The organism is Vibrio sp. 10N.261.55.A7 (assembly GCF_002877365.1).
GTDB lineage: Bacteria > Pseudomonadota > Gammaproteobacteria > Enterobacterales > Vibrionaceae > Vibrio.
In genome coordinates, this window is the sequence record NZ_MCWZ01000340.1 from 1 (window position 1) to 17,286 (window position 17,286).

General features: G+C 45.9%; 12 protein-coding genes. 5 read left to right on the top strand and 7 right to left on the bottom strand.

What is annotated here, in order from left to right; translation table 11 throughout:
• Positions 1–48 precede the first annotated feature (48 nt).
• A complete protein-coding gene (locus tag BCU12_RS22885) occupies positions 49–1,011 on the top strand; it encodes an aldose 1-epimerase (RefSeq protein WP_102407082.1) in 963 nt (320 codons plus the stop codon).
• A 76-nt stretch (positions 1,012–1,087) separates the two neighbouring features.
• On the opposite strand, the gene BCU12_RS22890 is transcribed toward BCU12_RS22885, so the two are convergent.
• The 7 genes from BCU12_RS22890 to BCU12_RS22920 form a co-directional block, all read right to left on the bottom strand.
• Positions 1,088–3,505: a glycosyl transferase gene (locus BCU12_RS22890; protein ID WP_102407084.1), complete on the bottom strand. Its 2,418-nt coding sequence runs from the start codon at positions 3,503–3,505 to the stop codon at positions 1,088–1,090.
• A gap of 114 nt (positions 3,506–3,619) precedes the next feature.
• The gene (gene ugpC / locus BCU12_RS22895) at positions 3,620–4,720 is read right to left on the bottom strand and encodes a sn-glycerol-3-phosphate ABC transporter ATP-binding protein UgpC (protein WP_102407086.1); all 1,101 of its coding nucleotides are present in this window, start codon (positions 4,718–4,720) and stop codon (positions 3,620–3,622) included.
• Positions 4,720–6,069, bottom strand: a complete 1,350-nt coding sequence (locus BCU12_RS22900) for a GH1 family beta-glucosidase (protein ID WP_102407151.1) — start codon at positions 6,067–6,069, stop codon at positions 4,720–4,722. The genes ugpC and BCU12_RS22900 overlap by 1 nt, the downstream gene beginning before the upstream one ends.
• Before the next feature lie 14 nt (positions 6,070–6,083).
• On the bottom strand, positions 6,084–6,932 hold the full coding sequence (locus tag BCU12_RS22905) for a carbohydrate ABC transporter permease (RefSeq protein WP_102407153.1): 849 nt from the start codon (positions 6,930–6,932) through the stop codon (positions 6,084–6,086).
• Positions 6,933–6,999: 67 nt separating this feature from the next.
• Positions 7,000–7,989: a sugar ABC transporter permease gene (locus BCU12_RS22910; RefSeq protein WP_102407088.1), complete on the bottom strand. Its 990-nt coding sequence runs from the start codon at positions 7,987–7,989 to the stop codon at positions 7,000–7,002.
• A 71-nt stretch (positions 7,990–8,060) separates the two neighbouring features.
• Positions 8,061–9,305, bottom strand: coding sequence for an extracellular solute-binding protein (locus BCU12_RS22915; RefSeq protein ID WP_102407089.1), 1,245 nt, complete (start codon positions 9,303–9,305; stop codon positions 8,061–8,063).
• Positions 9,306–9,323: 18 nt separating this feature from the next.
• Entirely contained in the window at positions 9,324–10,331 is a 1,008-nt protein-coding gene (locus BCU12_RS22920) for a LacI family DNA-binding transcriptional regulator (RefSeq protein ID WP_102407091.1), read from the bottom strand.
• Positions 10,332–10,813: 482 nt separating this feature from the next.
• Here BCU12_RS22920 and BCU12_RS22925 point away from each other — a divergent pair, with 482 nt between their 5' ends.
• The 4 genes from BCU12_RS22925 (at position 10,814) to BCU12_RS22940 (ending at position 17,252) form a co-directional block, all read left to right on the top strand.
• The gene (locus tag BCU12_RS22925) at positions 10,814–12,010 is read left to right on the top strand and encodes an HD domain-containing phosphohydrolase (RefSeq protein ID WP_102407093.1); all 1,197 of its coding nucleotides are present in this window, start codon (positions 10,814–10,816) and stop codon (positions 12,008–12,010) included.
• Positions 12,011–12,082: 72 nt separating this feature from the next.
• A complete protein-coding gene (locus BCU12_RS22930) occupies positions 12,083–14,149 on the top strand; it encodes an MHYT domain-containing protein (RefSeq protein ID WP_102407095.1) in 2,067 nt (688 codons plus the stop codon).
• A complete protein-coding gene (locus tag BCU12_RS22935; protein ID WP_102407097.1) occupies positions 14,130–15,266 on the top strand; it encodes an HDOD domain-containing protein in 1,137 nt (378 codons plus the stop codon). Before BCU12_RS22930 ends, BCU12_RS22935 begins: the two co-directional genes overlap by 20 nt.
• A gap of 633 nt (positions 15,267–15,899) precedes the next feature.
• Complete coding sequence (locus BCU12_RS22940; RefSeq protein WP_198599413.1) at positions 15,900–17,252, top strand: CmpA/NrtA family ABC transporter substrate-binding protein; 1,353 nt, start codon at positions 15,900–15,902, stop codon at positions 17,250–17,252.
• The last annotated feature ends 34 nt before the right edge of the window (positions 17,253–17,286 follow it).

The window sequence follows — 17,286 nt, forward strand, 5'->3', positions numbered from 1 at the left end:
ATATTATATTTTGATCGTTAATATCAATAACAAATGGAGATATTAACCATGTCAATCACAGAAAATACGTTTAAAATAAAAAAAGAAAAATATGGAATATATGACTCAGTCACGTTATTTAATTCCAATCATGGTATAGAACTACAAATAATCAATGGATTTGGTGCAATAATTAATCGATACATCGTTAACCATAGCCCGTTCTCATTTATTAGTGGCTATTCAAGCCCTTTAGAGCTCACCGACCAACATCCTTTTTTCTCTCGCAGCGCTAAACTTTTTCCTTTTCCAAATCGTCTCGCTAATGGTGAATATCAATTTGACGGTCAACATTATCAGTTACCCGCAAACTTTCCCTGGTCAGATCACGCGGTTCATGGCTTGTTATACAACCAACCGTTTGAGTTGATTAGCAGCTCTGCCGATGATGAACACGCTTCGGTGACCCTTCGTTATCAAACCGAAAAACTTCACTCTCAATTTCCTTACGCCTTTGCCCTTGATATTACGTATCATATTGACCGACAAGGGCTGCTTCGTTGCTCAACTGTCGTGACCAATCAAAGCGCTCATTCCTTTCCTTTTGGCGATGCTTGGCACCCTTACTTCAGCTTGAACCAACCACTTAATGCTTGTTCGTTAACGATGCCAACCTGTCTTGAAGTTACACATATTGACGACTTACCCAATGGGCAGAAACACCGCTTTGACCACTTTAGTGAGGCCGCATCTTTAGAGGATGTGTCACTCAATCACTGCTTCGAATTTGAACAACAAGAGCCTATTTCCTTGTTACTAAGCAGCAATGACCAAAGTGCCTCTTTGCATTATCAACAAGACGTGAGTTACCCGTTCATTCAACTCTATACGCCAGACAGTGAAGCCAGTATTGCGATTGAACCGATGACCTGCCCAGCGAACGCGTTTAACAATGGTATGGGCTTGTTAACGCTAGCGCCCAATCAACGCAAAGAGTTTCAGTGGCAATGTCAGGCTCAATACCAAGCTTAGAGTGTTCAATTCTTCCTTATCGAGACAACTTACAAGCTAAATAAGGGCACTCAAGAGTGCCCTTTCTTTTTAAACGCTAGTGACTGCCCAGGATGACTTCAATTTGATGTTCACCTGACGTAAAGATCGGCGCTTTATTGCCTTCAATCACATCACCATTGACTCGCATTTCAACCACGCCCTTACAGACCTTATTCGGGTTGCTCACGTGGATATGGTAAACCGCACCACGGAATTGACGACGCACCTTAAACTCTGGCCAGTCGCTTGGAATACAAGGGTCAACGAGCAAACCATCAACCTCTGGACGTACCCCAAGAATCCACTGTGTGCCCGCCACGTATGTCCAAGATGACGTACCCGATAACCAAGCGTTACGGCCTAAACCGAATTGATCATGCTCATCACCTAAGATGTTCTGTGGGTAACAGTACGGTTCTGACTCGAACGTATCAATATCATCATTTTTCGATGCCGGGTTAATTTGACGATAGTACTCGTAAGCACGCTCGCCGTTGCCCATTTTCGCTTCTGCGATCATCACCCAAGGGTTAGAGTGGAGGAAGATCCCGCCATTCTCTTTGGCCCCTGGTGGGTACGTTGAAACACCACCCAGTTTCGGATCAAAACCGTTGTAGCCCGGAGTGGAAAGCTTAATGCCGTTTTCCGTATTGAGCTTGTTATAAACAGAGTCTAACGCTTGCGTTGCTCTCTCTTGCGTAGCAAACCCTGAGATCACTGGCCAGCTTTGTCCATTGGTGTAGATTTGACCTTGCTCATTGGTATGAGAGCCAATTGGCGTACCGGTTTCATCAAAGTAACGAACGAACCATTCGCCATCCCAACCACATTCATTAACGGTTGCTTGCATCTGCTCGTACTGCGCTTGGAATTTCTCCGTTAGCTCTGTCTCTTGGCGAAGTTCACAAAGATCAAGCATATCTAACAGCGCTTTACCGTACATGTTTGCGACCATCATCGATTCTGCGCCAGTCGGTAGGTTCACCGTGTCGTTCCAGTCAGCAAAACCTAACAGTGGTAAACCATGGTCACCCGTATTGGTGTAGGTAAAGTTGATGGAGCGGCACAAGTGTTCCCAAACGCTCGCAGACTCAACAACCTTGCCTTCTTTGTCTTTTTGGTAGAACGGAATCTCTTTATCTAAGAACGCCGCGTTACCCGTCTCTTTTACGTACTGAGTGACCGCATAAATGATCCATAGGTGATCATCACCGTAGTAATCTGGACGGTCTTCTTCTTCGCGTGAGTCACCTGCATTCGCTTCCATTGTCGACGGGAAGAATTGGTGCATCGCTGAGCCATCAATGTTTTGAACCGACAGCAGACGCTCAATAAACTCACGCGCCTCTTCAGGCATGTGCGTGATTACGCCTAATGTATCTTGAGAAGAATCACGGAAGCCGATACCACGAGCGCCGTAACCTAATTGGTAAAGCGACAGGTAACGAGACCAGTTTTTCGTTGTATGACACTGACGCGGGTTATGCACGTTTAACATCGAGTTCATTGCGGCATCAGGCGTTTCAACTTGAACCGTTGCAAGGTAGTTGTCCCAGTGAGTCGCAAGGGCTTCAAAGGCCGCATCCACATTCGCGTGGTCGCGGTACTTCGCCATCATCGGCTCCGCTTGCGCTAGGTTGTCCATTTGGGTCAACTGAACCACGGTACGTTCAGTTTGACTTGGCGATAACCAGCCTAGGCGTAAGTTGAGTGCACCAATATTGTCGCCGCGCAGACACTCAGTGTTACCCAGCTCATCACTCTCAAGAGACGCAGGCGCTGCCCAGCTTCCGTAACCCATGTTGCCAATGAACTTCTGGCGATCACCATCAAAAGACGTGGCAATACGATCCGCCGTCATCAAGTTCACCGCGTAGTCACGCTTCATGAAGGCAAACTGCTCAAGTACCGTATGACCAGACGCTTGCTTGTGCGCGTTCAGTGTCATAGTTTGCGGCACCCAGTCAGCGTTCAGCAGCTGTTTTAGCGCGTCAAAGTGCGTGAACTCATAAACAGGCACAACGTCTACATGCAGCTCTTCATCACTAATGTTGGTCACTTTAATGTCTTGCAGCAAAACAGGGGCATCGTTTGGAACAAAGAACGTCGCTTCACAACGTACACCAAACGCTTCAGCAATGATGGTGGTGTACGAAAGACCAGTATGGTTTTCAAACTTATCGAGCGGCTTCAGCGTTGGCGTATAAAATGGTGAGAATACCTCTACATTGCCTTTTGTATCGCGTACTTTCAGGTACAGCGTTGAGCCTTTAAAGTCTGAATTTGGCAGTTGAGCAATGTACTTAGTGATGCGGTTAAGCGCAGGATCGCCCTTACACAGCAGCACACCACCATTACTATCGACGATGCCACCAAAATCTAACGTACCAACGTAGTTACACCATTTGATGGGTGTACACGGTGTTGTTGCGACATATTCTTTGTTTTTATCGTCAAAATATCCGAATTTCATCGTCACTATCCCTAGCCCGATCTCAACTGAGAGGGCTTTTAAAATGTAAATCTGATTGAGCGAGTGGGAGACGCTCTCCCACTTTTTATATCGTTATTTGGCTAAGCGAATGACTTAGACTTCCGAGCTTGCTAGCGAGTTTTCACTTAATGCATCAAACAAATGGAAAGCATCTAAATCCAAGTAGAGTGTTAGCGTATCCACATCCACTTCCGCAGCTTGCGTTTCAACCATGAGAGGCTGACCACCGATTTCTGTTTTCAATAGAATGCTGGCACCCAGTAGCTCTTTGTCTTTGATCTTCACTGGAAATGGCAATACTCGGTCGTGATCCACTTGCTCGGCGCGAAGGTGAATATCCGTTGGACGAACACCGAAGTGCAGAGCCAAGTTCTTCGACGCATGAGCTTTAAAGCGCTCTGGAAGTGGAATTAACGTGTCGCCAAGTTCAACGAAAAAATCACCCTCTTTATCAACAAGCTTCGCTTCCAACATATTCATTGATGGGTTACCAATGAACTGAGCCACGAATTTGTTCGCCGGGCGTTGGAACACTTCTGTTGGCGTGCCCACTTGAGCCACATAGCCGTCTTTCAGAATCACGATACGGTCAGCCAGTGTCATCGCTTCGATTTGATCGTGCGTGACGTAAATGGTGGTTGTTTTCAGTTCGCGGTGCAGATGTTTGATCTCTTCACGCATCACGCCACGAAGCTTGGCATCAAGGTTTGATAATGGCTCATCAAATAGGAATACCTTCGGCGTACGAACCATTGCTCGGCCCATTGCCACACGTTGACGTTGACCACCAGAAAGCTCTTTTGGCTTACGGTCTAGAAGTGGATCCAGCTCTAGCATTTTCGCTGCTTTGCGAACTTCGGTATCGATTTCAGCCTTCGGCATGCCCTTCAACTTCAGAGCAAATGCAATGTTTTCATACACCGTCATGTGCGGGTATAACGCGTAGCTTTGGAAAACCATGGCAAGGTCGCGATCTTTTGCGTCAACCTTGTTCATTTTCTTATCGCCAACGTAGATGTCACCAGAAGAGATCTCTTCAAGGCCTGCAAGCATACGAAGCGTTGTTGATTTACCGCAGCCCGATGGGCCAAGGAAAACCACGAACTCACCGTCGTTCACTGTGAAATCAAACTCTTTTACCACTTCTACATCACCAAATGATTTTTTGATGTTCTTAAATTCTACTTTAGCCATTATTTGTTCTCCTCAGCGCGCGCTAGCAGTGTATTTCGATACGCAATTGCGCTCTGTTTCAGTGTTCTTTGTTGAGTTTGGTAATCGACATGGACCATGCCAAAACGTTGGCAATAACCAAACGACCATTCAAAATTGTCCATCAAACTCCATGCAAAATATCCGTCGACTCTTACACCCGCTTTGATCGCTTGGTCGACAGCATTGAGGTGTGTCTGGAAATAGCGAACACGCTGTTCATCGTTCACTTCTCCATTCACAACGGTTTGATCATCACCCGCCGCCCCGTTCTCGGTGATATACAGTGGCGGTAAATCGTCATAACGCTCATTTAAGCGCACCAGAAGATCCGTCAACCCTTGTGGGTAAATTTCCCAACCAATGTAGGTGTGTTCCGCATCTTGAGTGACTTTTTCAATGTCGCCATTTTCGTTGTAGCGCACCACATCACGTGAGTAATAGTTGATACCAACGTAATCAACGGGCGCGCTGATGATGTCGAGATCCCCTTCAAGGATCATCGGCATATTCATCGCTTGGCGTTCAACCACCAACTGCGGATATTCCCCTTTCAAAACAGGGTCCATAAACCAGTGGTAATTTTCAGCTTCAGCGTAATCGGCAGCGCCTTGGTCTTTGTCGGTTGATGGGTAACCTGGCGTGGCGTTAAAGACCACGCCATGCTTTGACTCTGGCGCGTTAGCACGAAGAATTGGCATTGCCAAACCATGGGCCAGCATCAGGTGGTGAGACGCTAAGAATCCCTCGCGTTCACCCAGGATACCAGGAGCATGTATTCCCCAGCGGTAACCTAAGAAGGCAGAAACAAACGGTTCATTCAGTGTGGTGTATACGTCAATTTTGTTGCCAAAATGCGCGCTTACCGCTTGTGCGTATTCAGCAAACTTGTACGACGTTTCTCGATTTAACCAGCCGCCTTTATCTTCTAAATACTGAGGCAGATCCCAGTGATAGAGCGTCACATACACCTGCATTCCACGAGCATGACATTCGTCGATGATCTGCTCATAAAACGCCAACCCTTCAGGGTTAACCACACCGTCTTGCGGCATGATACGAGGCCAGGCAATCGACAAGCGGTAGGCGTCGACACCCAGACCTTGAATCATCTCAATGTCTTGTTTCCATAAGTGGTAATGGTCACAAGCCACATCGCCATTGTCGCCGTTATCAACTTTGTTGGGTGTATTGCAAAACGTATCCCAGATTGATGGGGTGCGGCCACCTTCAGCCACACCACCTTCAATTTGATAAGACGATGTTGCAACGCCGAAGACAAAGTCTGATTGAAGCAATGTTGAGTCACTTGGAAGTTGATATTTATTCATCATCGTTATCTCGCTTAACCTTTCACTGCGCCAGAAGTTAGACCTGAAATCATCTGTTTAGAAGCAAACAGGTAGGTAATAACCAGTGGTAATATCGAGATTGTGGTCCCCAGCATGACCGCGCCCCAAGGGGTGTTTGGTATGCCTTGTACACTTCGTAGTGCCTGAGTGATGACGTAGTTATCTGGTGAGTTCAGAACCACAAGCGGCTGCATGAACATGTTCCAGAAGAAAACAAACTGTACGATGGCCAGTGTTGCAAGCGCAGGCTTCATCAGTGGAAGCACGACACTCCAGTAGGTTCTAAACTCGCCCGCTCCATCCAGTTTCGCCGCTTCTAACAACTCTTTGGGAATCGACGCGATCACGTGTTGTCGCATCAAGAAGATACCAAATGGCGTGGTTGTGAACGGAAGCCAAACCGCAATGTGGTTATCCATAAGCCCTAAGAACTTAACGATCATGAAGTAAGGGATAAGACTCAGTACAGGCGGTATCGCCATTGAACCCACCAACATACCAAATAGAACGTTCTTACCTTTGAACTTAAACACCGCAAACGCGTAGCCACCCATACTACAAAACAGCAGCGAGATAGTGGTGCCCAGGAAAGCAACGTAGATAGAGTTAAACATTGCTTGCCAAAACGGCATGATTTCAATCAGTTGAGCGTAGTTGTACGCCAAGCTGTCACCAATGGCTAAGCTGATGCCCGTACCAAAGATTTCGCTGCGGTCACGCGTTGATAGCAGAGCCGACCAAATGAATGGGAATATCGTGATGATGGCAGACACGATAAGCAGTGTAGCTAGCATCACCATCGCAATCTTGGTAATGATGTGAATCACACGTTCACTTGGCATCAACCCACCCTCTCTATTTAACAAGCCTTTAAGGGGCGATGAATTGGTCTTAATTGAAGTCGTCATCTTATTGTTCCCCTAAACCTTTCTTACCAAAGAATAAGAATTGAACTGCCGTACAGGTTGCGATTAATGCAAATAGTAACCATGAGATTGCGGATGCTGTGCCCATCTCTAGCCATTCCCAACCCACTTTATACAGATACATAGAGATAGTGAGACCAGATTGGCCAGTACCACCGCCACCACGAGTCAATACGAACGGTTCTTCGAACAACTGCAAGTTACCAATGATGGTCATCGTGATAGCAAAGAAAATGAATGGACGAATCATCGGTAACGAGATGTTCCAGAATCGGCGGAAGGCGTTGGCGCCATCCATACGTGCCGCTTCCAAGATCTCTTTAGGAATCGTCATTAGGCCTGTGGTGTAAAGTACGATGTTAAAACCGGTGTATTTCCAAAAGATAACAATCGCAATCGACGGTTTGATCATGGTGGCGTCATCGAGCCAACGAATCGGCATCGCGTCATTCACCCAAGCAAACGCCCAACCAAACAAGGTGCTATCCGCCAGCGCCATTAGCGTTTGGTTGATGATGCCCGAGTTAGGTGCATACATGTTGAAGAAGATAAGCGATGCAGCAACCGTTGACGTAATAAACGGTAGGAAGTACGCAGATGTTAACCAGTGACGCATACGGTCACCCATCGACACCAGAATATACGCGACAGGAATCGCGACTAAGTGTTGAGCAATACCCGATGTTAGGGCAAGCCAAACGGTGTTCTTTAATGAACGCCAAAGCCACGGGTCGGTCAGTGCAATGTGGTAGTTCTCAAAACCCACGTATTGCATTGCGTCCATACCCTCAACTGGGTTCCACATTTGAAATGAAAGAAAAACTGAAAACAGTAGCGGAAAGATTCCGAATACTGAAAAAATGATCAGAAACGGCAGTAGGAATCCATACGGTGTAAGCGCTTTCAAATTTAGACGAGAAAAAAGGCTTTTACTCTCTGATGTTTCCATGGCGTTGCTCGCTGCTTGATTCATAGTAACGACCTCTTACCAAGAAGACGCGTTGCCACGCCTTCTTGATTACTTACTAAAATTATAGAGTTTGATTAAAGATTACGTGTACGACGCTTGATTAGACGCTCAGCTTCGCTCAGCGCGACTTTGATGTCTTTACCTTCATCAAGTACTTCCATCAACGCATTTTCAAGAATGATTGAACGTGCTACGTGGTCGCCTTTTGCTGGCTGTACCGGCTTGATGTTTTTCGCAACATTGGCAAAAACATGACGTGCTTTCTGGCCACCTAGGAAATCAACACCTTCGTCGAACATTGCGTCGTCATACGTTGAGATGTTCGCAGGGAACGCCGCGATGGTTTCAAACGCTTCCAACTGAACTTCACGGTCCGTTGTCATGTATTCGATAAGTTTCCAAGCGTCATCTTGATTGGCTGCTTGTGTTGGAATAGATAGGAATGAACCACCCCAGCTTCCGTAGATACCATCTGGAAGGTTAGATACCGCCCATTTACCCGCCGTATCTGGAGCCATCCAGTTTTGAAGGTGACCCAGTAACCATGCGCCAGACAGTTGTGTTGCTAACGTACCTTGACGGAAACCTTCGTACCATTCGTTAGACCAAGCAAGAATGCGACCATCCAGCTCTTTCTCACGGATCTCTTTCGCTACTTCAAACGCGTGTACAAAACGCTCAGACGTCACAACAGGGTTGCCATCTTTGTCGAAGTAAAGACCTTCACCTTCAGGCACGGTTGTAAAGATGATCGCTTGAGCAACGTCCGCCGCTGATGCAATAAGCTGTACATTTTGCTTCTTCAGCGCTTCACCAGCCGCAATGTATGAATCCCAATCTTTGATTGCGTCTTCAACTTTGATGCCCGCTTTTTCAAACACATCTGTACGGTAGTACATAACACCAGGACCTAAATCAACTGGAATGCCGTACATGCCGCCATCAGCGCCCTTACCTTGAGCCCAAGCGTAAGGTGCAAAGCTGTTTTCGAACTTATCAGCACCGTATTTTTCAGAAAGGTTAACAAGACCGCCAGAAGCCACAAATGGACCAATTTTTTCCACGTCAACAACGATAACGTCACCGGCACCAGAACCTGTTGCCAAGTTCGTCGTGAGTTTCGTGTGGTGATCACCGTGGTTGTTCATTAGGTAATCAACTTTGACACCCGTTTCTTTTTCAAAATCTGGCAGTAGCACTTTTAGGCTGCTGTCAAAATCTGGAAATCCATCAAAACGGATTTGATTATCTGCAGCATGAGCAGTCGCAGCAAGTCCAAGAGCAACGGCGCTAGCAAGCGCTAAAGTCTTAAATTTCATGTGTTATCCTTAATGTTTTTATAGAGTATTTAGTAAGTCCTTGACTGAATTTCGCATCACCAAAGACGGTGACAATTTGAAATTCACATCTCTTTTATTCTTATTGAGTTTTTGAATAGCGAGCTGTACTGCTTCAATGCTCATCTGTTCAATGGGGAAGTTAATCGTGGTGAGCCCCGGAGTGAGGTAACGAGCAAACAGGATATTGTCAAAACCGATCAGAGAGACATCATCTGGTACGGTTCTTCCTGCCTCTTTCAACACTTCATACGCCCCAAATGCCATGTGATCATTAGAAGCAAAAACGGCGGTGAATTCACACTGACGCTTCAACAACTTCTTCATTGCACTGACACCTGTTTCTTCAGTAAAGCCCGCCTCAGAAACCAATGCTTCGTCATATTTCAAACCCGCTTCTTCCAGTGCGATTCGATATCCTTGCAGACGCCCCCGCGCGTCTGACTTATCGAGTGGCCCTGTAATACAAGCGATTTGGCGGTGCCCCATTTTTAATAGATGTTGAGTCGCGAGTTTGCCCCCAAGCTCGTTATCAACATCTATACAGCTGGTTGAAATCTCCGGAATAAAGCGGTTGATCAGTACAACTGGAACACCCTGTTCTTCCAAAGAGATTATGTAATCATCGGTCAGCTGCTGTGCGTGCAGCACTATCGCATCCACTCGACGACCCAATAAAAATTCAACCGACTCCTGCTGTCCTTCTTCTGTGTTTGACCCTGCGGTGACCACAACGTGATACCCAAGGCGACGGAAATTGTCTTCTAAGTTATGGAGAATCTCAGAGAAAAATGGCCCACCTAACTCAGGAACGATGATGCCAATGCTTCCAGTGCGACTTGACGCTAATGCTTGAGCAATCGAGTTAGGGCGATACCCCAAATGTTTGATGGCCTTTTCAACCTTGAGTTTCTTGTCATGGCTGACTCTGCTCGTGCCATTAATAACCCGAGAAACGGTGGCTTGTGAAACGCCGGCATACTCAGATACATGCTTAATTGTTGCCAAAGGAACCTCGAAGATACTAATTCTAAATGCGTCACTTGAAACCGCTTACAGATTGAGTATTGAGGATTTAAGGGGGGATTTACGTGATTTTAGTCACAGTAGACTCTGCGCCAAAATGTCAATTCAGTAAATATAGAGAGTCACTACAGTTTCATTTCACCCCATGAAACTGTTTCATGGAACCCATAATTCATTCATTGACGGTGTGCTGTAGACCGCGAAATTATATTGATTAGAAATGAGTCAGTTAGGTGAGCGTAAAGAATGAATTGGCCGATTTGATTGATACTTTCGTCTTTCTCGCCTTTTTGCTTTTTAGCTTTTTTCGTCAGCGATAATTTAATTTTTAGGCGCAACGGAACACTCAATCCACTCCATCAGTACCAACTCGCAAAGTATCCATGGTCAATAAAGGGGAAATAAAGCTGATCACCCCAATATGCACTACAATTAATATCAAATACAACTGGTTGAATATAAATATGGGAAAATCGGTTCTACTAGTGGACGATGAAATCAACATTTTGAACTCTTTTCGTAGAACATTACGAAATCAAGTTGATATCGATCTCGCTAATTCAGGGAAAGATGCGTTAGAGCTTATTCAAAAGAAACAATACTCTATCGTGATATCGGATATGCAAATGCCAGAGATGAATGGCCTTGAGCTCTTAGAGGCTGTGAAAGACATCTCACCCGATACAGTAAGAATGATGTTTACGGGGAACGCCGATCAAAAAACAGCCGTTGATGCGGTCAATGTTGGTGATGTCTTTCGCTTTATCAATAAGCCTTGCTCACCCCCCGAGTTATTGGGGTTCATTGAGTCTGCTCAACGCCAACACGATCTTCTCGTCGCCGAAAGAGTACTCCTAAACCAAACTCTTAGCGGCACCATCAGTGTGTTAAATGAAGTGCTCTCTCTCGTGAGCCCTGAAATCAGTGAGCACAACAGCCGTATTCAATTTCACATGTACCAATTAAGTAAAGCGCTTAAGATACGCAAACACTGGAGCTTTCAACCTATGGTTCAGTTGTCGCAATTGGGTTTTATCTCTTTTCCTCCGCAAACACTGAAAAACATGAGCCTAGGCCGTGTCATCACAGAAGAAGACAAGCAGCTATTTGCTCAACATCCATGCCTTGCCTACGATCTTCTTAGAAAGATCCCCCGGATGGAAAAGATAGCAAAAGCCATTTTGTACCAAGAAAAAAGCTTTAACGGAGAAGGTGCCCCTTATGACGAAATCAAGGGGAAAACCCTTCCTCTGGGTTCAAGAATGCTCAAGATAGTCTGCGATTATGTTCGTTTAGAAAAAGAAGGCTTTAACGCAGACCAGGCGACAGAAGCATTAGAGACTCAAACAGAGCGCTATGACCCTGAAATACTGCAAGCATTTAAGCGAACTTTGGCGCTAACACCCCCAAAAATCTTCGTCGATGTCACGGGACTCACGACCAGCATGATCTTAAAGCAGGAAATCTGGACCAACAGAGAGCAGCTCATCGCGAGTAAAGATCAGCAAGTCACCGAGCCTTTACTAAAGATACTTCACCATTGTTTGCAAAACCAAGCCGTATCGGGGCAGGTGGAAGTCAGCATGATAGAAGAAGACAAAACGGAATCAACTCAACTCAACACAGAAAAACCCGGAAACGACAAAGAGGCACTGGTTTAAGAAGTTGATTGGAAAATTCTGCATCCAAACAAGAGATGCATTAAACAGTACAACGTAATGAGGCTTACCTTCATGTTTGAATTCTGGCGATTTCATCAAATCGATGAACAGCAATACACGTTACTTCAGGGCAGTTATAACCTTTATCTCATTGCCTTATCGATAATCATTGCCAGTATGGCGGCCTATTCATGTCTCATTATTGTCGATCGGATCTGGCACTCAAATGCCCCAAAAACCATCAAGCTGTGGAAGCTTTTTGGCAGTATCGTGTTTGGCTTAGGCTGTTGGGCGATGCACTTTGCTGGCATGCTCGCGTTTAATACACACCACGACATGAGCTATGACATCAGCATCACTATGGCCTCTTTATTCCCCCCTATGATTGGGGCATTTTTCTCCTTTAAAATTTTGTATCGTCAACGTTTCTCATTCTTAGACATTCAACTCGGTGGGCTTTATCTCGCACTAGGTATTGGCAGCATGCACTTCCTTGGTATGGAAGCGATGAAGATGGAAGCCATCATGGTGTATGACTTCACGTGGTTTATCACCTCAATCATCATTGCTCATATCTTCGCTTGCATCGCTATCTATTTGATCAAACTTCAGAGCCACCTCGATAACATCAGTACCAATAAGCGCACTCTCATTGCTAGCATTATGGGTATATCCGTTGCGAGTATGCACTATACCGCAATGAAAGCCGTCAGCTTTTACAGCCTAGAACCCATGGTGGACCACGGTGTCAATACTTCCAATACTCACGGCATAGCACTTGTCGTCGCGGCTTTCGTCGTGCTTATCGTTTCAGCCACCATCCTATGTTCCATTGTCGATGCTCGCCTTCAATCTGCTGACTCATCCATTCTTGCAAGCCTAACCAGAGAGCAGGACATTATTAACAACCTCGCGGATGGGCTCATCATTTTTGATGAGCATGGTGTGGTTGAAAGTCTAAATTACAAAGGCTGGGAGATGTTTGAGTCTCAGCAGTCAGACAACGAAACCCTAAACATAAAACAGTTAATGCCATCGTTTGATCTCACCGCCGTCACCACCAATATGTTCAACTTTGCCTCCCAGCGCAACACCATGACGATAGAGGCGATAAAGAAAAACGGGCAACCATTTCCAGTCGAAGTCAGCGTTTCAACCATGTCGACACTGAGAGATGACAAGCATTTATACAACTGTGTTGTGCGCGATATTTCCAAACGAATTGAACTGGAAAACCAACTTAGACAGGCGCAAAAACTGGAATCCATGGGGCAACTCGCAGCGGGTATTGCTCATGAAATCAACACACCCACGCAGTATGTGTCAGACAACACCACTTTCCTAAAGGATGCCTTTCAAGGCTGTTTAAACTCACTGACTGAAATTCAAACTCTCGCTAAGCAAAAGCAAGTTGAGTCTTCTCAAAACAACAGCGAATTGAACGAGCTCGCGACATCAATTGACGCCATCGTTGAGCGAAATGATATGGGCTTTATTGCCGAAGAGATCCCCATGGCACTTGACCAATCTCTAGAGGGCTTGAGTCGAATCAGTAAAATCGTGCGAGCGATGAAATCTTTCTCTCACTCAAATAACGATGAGATGCAGCAAGTCGACATTGCAGAAGCGATTGAATCAACGGTGACCATTGCACGCGGAGAGTGGCGCTATGTGGCGAACGTCAACACTCAATTTGATCCCAATCTTAGCGCGATACCCTGCTATCGAGATCAGCTGAATCAGGTCATTTTGAACTTCATCATCAATGCCGCCCACGCCATTGAAGATAAGGTTTACGAGAATGCACACACCCTCGGCCTCATCACCATTACAACGGTATTGGAAGAGCAATGGGCCGTCATAAAAATAAAAGACAATGGCGCAGGCATTCCAGAAGAAATCGTCGAGCGTGTCTTTGATCCCTTCTTTACGACAAAAAAAGTCGGTAAGGGAACAGGGCAAGGTTTATCCATTGCTTATTCCGTCATTGTCGAGCTTCACAAGGGGAAAATATCCGTTGAAAGTCAACTGGGTGAAGGCACAGAGTTCACCGTCAAAATCCCTCTAACAAACGCGTTGAAGGAATCCTCAAACGATACAGCACTCGCAGGAACGCAAAATGAACATACTGCTGGTTGATGACGAACCGCTCATACTCAATGCACTAAAGCGTGCTTTATATGGTACTGGGTGGAAGATATTCATAGACACAAGTGGCCAGGCCGCTTTGGACAGGCTAGAAACAGAAGATATCGATCTGATTGTCTCTGACATGCTCATGCCGGGGATGAATGGGGCGGAGTTACTGGAAAAAGTGAGTAAGGCCTACCCTTCAATCATTCGCGCTTCTCTTTCCGGGTATTCCGACCCTGATATCACGATCAAGGGTGGTTTTTTCGCTCATCAAGCCTTTATGAAGCCTTGTGACCCATCGGTAATAAAACAAGAGATTAAGCGGATAGAGAACATTCTGGCGCTCTTTCCTGATCGCGTCATTCAAAGTGCCATTGGCAGCATCACCTCTCTCCCCATTGCTCCTAAACTATTTTTCCAGGTGAAACGAGCGCTGGCAGACGATACTTCCTCCATGCATGACATTGCCAAGTTCATTAGCCATGATCCAGCCATGTGTGCCAAGATCATCCATACCTCCAACAACACCATTTTCCGAGGAAACAAAGAGATCACCAGCATTACAGAAGCCATTACTCGCCTTGGCGGGCAAGTAATCAATAGCATCATTAGTATGCTTGAAATCTATTCCGTCTCTTTGAACAAACCAAGCCAGCCATTAGAAGCGCTTCAATCACAGAGCCTACGCGTCGCCGTTCTTGCGTCTAGTCTGGTATCGAAGAACCAGAGAGATCAAACATTCTTAATCGGCATTCTCCATCGTATTGGGGAATACGTACGAATGATGATAGTCAGTGATCTCATGAGCGCTTATCTAGACGTGAATAACAAAGGCCAAGAGCTATCTCATCTAGAGCAGTATTTGTTTAATACCAAATCCGAACAACTCGGTGGGTATCTACTCCACTTCTGGGGGTTTCCTACCCATATCATTGAAAGCATTCTGACCTTCAATGAGCCGCTTATGTTGATGGAGCAGAGTTTTGGCCCGACAAGCGCCGTTTACATTGCCAGTCAGATAATAAACGATAAACCGATTGACCCAGTATTCACTCAACACTTTGACCTTGAAGAAAAAATCGAAGAGTGGCGCCAGCCATTTGAACAAACGGTGAAAAACTAACTTGATCCTGTGTGGTGTGAGCATGAACAAGAGCTGCAGCCACCAACACATAACGAGGTAGGAATAAGCAGGAAGGGCGGGCGTCACCGACGGAATCCAATTTGATTCATGCCCTTCTCTTCTCTTTTCTTTTCTTCGCTTCAGTACCCATTCATTACCACAACGCCTGTCAATGTCCGACGGTAGAAAACCCAATCGCTTGGCTTCTAAGGTTACGTCTTCATACCGCACCTATTCCTAGCAACTGTCGCTAGCAACCATCGCAGTAAGTATCGCTAGCAACTGAGCAACTGAAATCGGCGTGACTCCAACAGATTCGGTGCACCATCAGTGTCAGTTGCACTAACTTGGTGGGATTTATTGGATGATTCATTCCATTAAATTACCATAAATGATTGATAAATAACAAATTAATAAACTGGCACACTAATTGTATTCATAGAGATTATGACATTCAGTCTCTAATGGCGGAGACGAATAAAAACATTTAAACAGATCAGTCAGAACTGCAACGGCGTAGTTCAATATTGGTTAAGGCAGAGTGGCCCACATACATTTGGCGTATACACGTTGGATATTGTTGTGGGCCTTTTTTTTGGAGAAAGGACTATGTTGAATACTCAAATGAAAAGGATGATCAAGGCGGTCGCAGTAAGTGCCTGTCTGCTGTCTTCGTACAATGCTGTTGCAGAAAAGCTCGGATGGCCGGAAAAAGAAGAGCTCACCTTCGGCTTCATTAAGCTCACCGATATGGCCCCCATTGCCATTGCCTATGAAAATGGGTATTTCGAAGACGAAGGGCTCTACGTCACTATCGAAGCACAAGCCAACTGGAAAGTGCTGCTTGATGGCGTCATTGATGGACGCCTAGATGGGGCCCATATGCTGGCAGGCCAACCCATTGCAGCAACGATTGGCTACGGCACCAAAGCGAACATCATCACACCGTTCTCTATGGATCTGAACGGCAATGCCATTACAGTTTCAAACGAAGTGTGGGAGAAAATGAAGGTCAACATTCCTAAAATGGATGATGGTCGCCCCGTCCACCCGATTAAAGCCGATTCGTTAAAACCAGTCGTTGAAGAATTTCAAGACGCAGGCAAACCATTCAACATGGGCATGGTATTTCCAGTCTCTACCCACAACTACGAACTTCGTTACTGGTTAGCCGCTGGCGGCATCAAACCGGGCTACTACGCGCCACATAAAGGTGATACATCCGGCCAAATTGATGCAGACGCTCTTTTATCAGTCACACCTCCGCCTCAAATGCCTTCAACACTCGAGGCGGGCACTATTCATGGCTACTGCGTTGGCGAACCGTGGAACCAACAAGCCGTATTTAAAGGTATTGGTGTACCCGTTGTCACCGATTATGAAATTTGGAAAAACAACCCAGAGAAAGTCTTTGGTATTACGGAAGAGTTTGCTGAGAAATACCCGAATACCACGATCCGCTTAACACGAGCGTTAATCCGCGCGGCTAAATGGTTGGACGAAAATGACAACGCTAACCGCCCTGAAGCGGTGAAGATCTTGTCTCAGTCTAGCTATGTGGGTGCAGATTATGACGTCATTGCCAACAGTATGACAGGCACGTTTGAATACGAAAAAGGCGATCGACGTTCTGTCCCTGACTTCAACGTATTCTTCCGTTACAACGCAACCTACCCATACTACTCCGATGCCATTTGGTACCTCACACAGATGCGTCGTTGGGGACAGATCAGCGAAGACATGAGCGACGAATGGTATGCAGACACAGCGAAGAAAGTTTATCGTCCTGACATCTATGAAAAAGCGGCGAAGTCTCTCATTGAAGAGAAGTTAATTGGCGCTTCTGAGTTCCCTAACTTCGACAATGAAGACGGCTACCGCGCACCACAAACCCACTTTATTGATGGCATTGTTTACGATGGCAGCAAGCCAAACGACTACATCAACAAATTTGAAATTGGTTTGAAATCTGGCGACGTACTTTAAATTCTCAAGGAATCTGTGGCCGGCCTAGTGGCTA

Excerpts from the sequence above, each read along its gene's own strand:
- BCU12_RS22915 (WP_102407089.1), bottom strand. The coding sequence starts at position 9,305 with ATGAAATTTAAGACTTTAGCGCTTGCTAGCGCCGTTGCTCTTGGACTT.
- BCU12_RS22935 (WP_102407097.1), top strand. The coding sequence starts at position 14,130 with ATGAACATACTGCTGGTTGATGACGAACCGCTCATACTCAATGCACTA.
- BCU12_RS22930 (WP_102407095.1), top strand. The coding sequence starts at position 12,083 with ATGTTTGAATTCTGGCGATTTCATCAAATCGATGAACAGCAATACACG.
- BCU12_RS22885 (WP_102407082.1), top strand. The coding sequence starts at position 49 with ATGTCAATCACAGAAAATACGTTTAAAATAAAAAAAGAAAAATATGGA.
- BCU12_RS22905 (WP_102407153.1), bottom strand. The coding sequence starts at position 6,932 with ATGCCAAGTGAACGTGTGATTCACATCATTACCAAGATTGCGATGGTG.
- BCU12_RS22925 (WP_102407093.1), top strand. The coding sequence starts at position 10,814 with ATGGGAAAATCGGTTCTACTAGTGGACGATGAAATCAACATTTTGAAC.
- ugpC (WP_102407086.1), bottom strand. The coding sequence starts at position 4,720 with ATGGCTAAAGTAGAATTTAAGAACATCAAAAAATCATTTGGTGATGTA.
- BCU12_RS22910 (WP_102407088.1), bottom strand. The coding sequence starts at position 7,989 with ATGAATCAAGCAGCGAGCAACGCCATGGAAACATCAGAGAGTAAAAGC.
- BCU12_RS22900 (WP_102407151.1), bottom strand. The coding sequence starts at position 6,069 with ATGAATAAATATCAACTTCCAAGTGACTCAACATTGCTTCAATCAGAC.
- BCU12_RS22890 (WP_102407084.1), bottom strand. The coding sequence starts at position 3,505 with ATGAAATTCGGATATTTTGACGATAAAAACAAAGAATATGTCGCAACA.
- BCU12_RS22940 (WP_198599413.1), top strand. The coding sequence starts at position 15,900 with ATGATCAAGGCGGTCGCAGTAAGTGCCTGTCTGCTGTCTTCGTACAAT.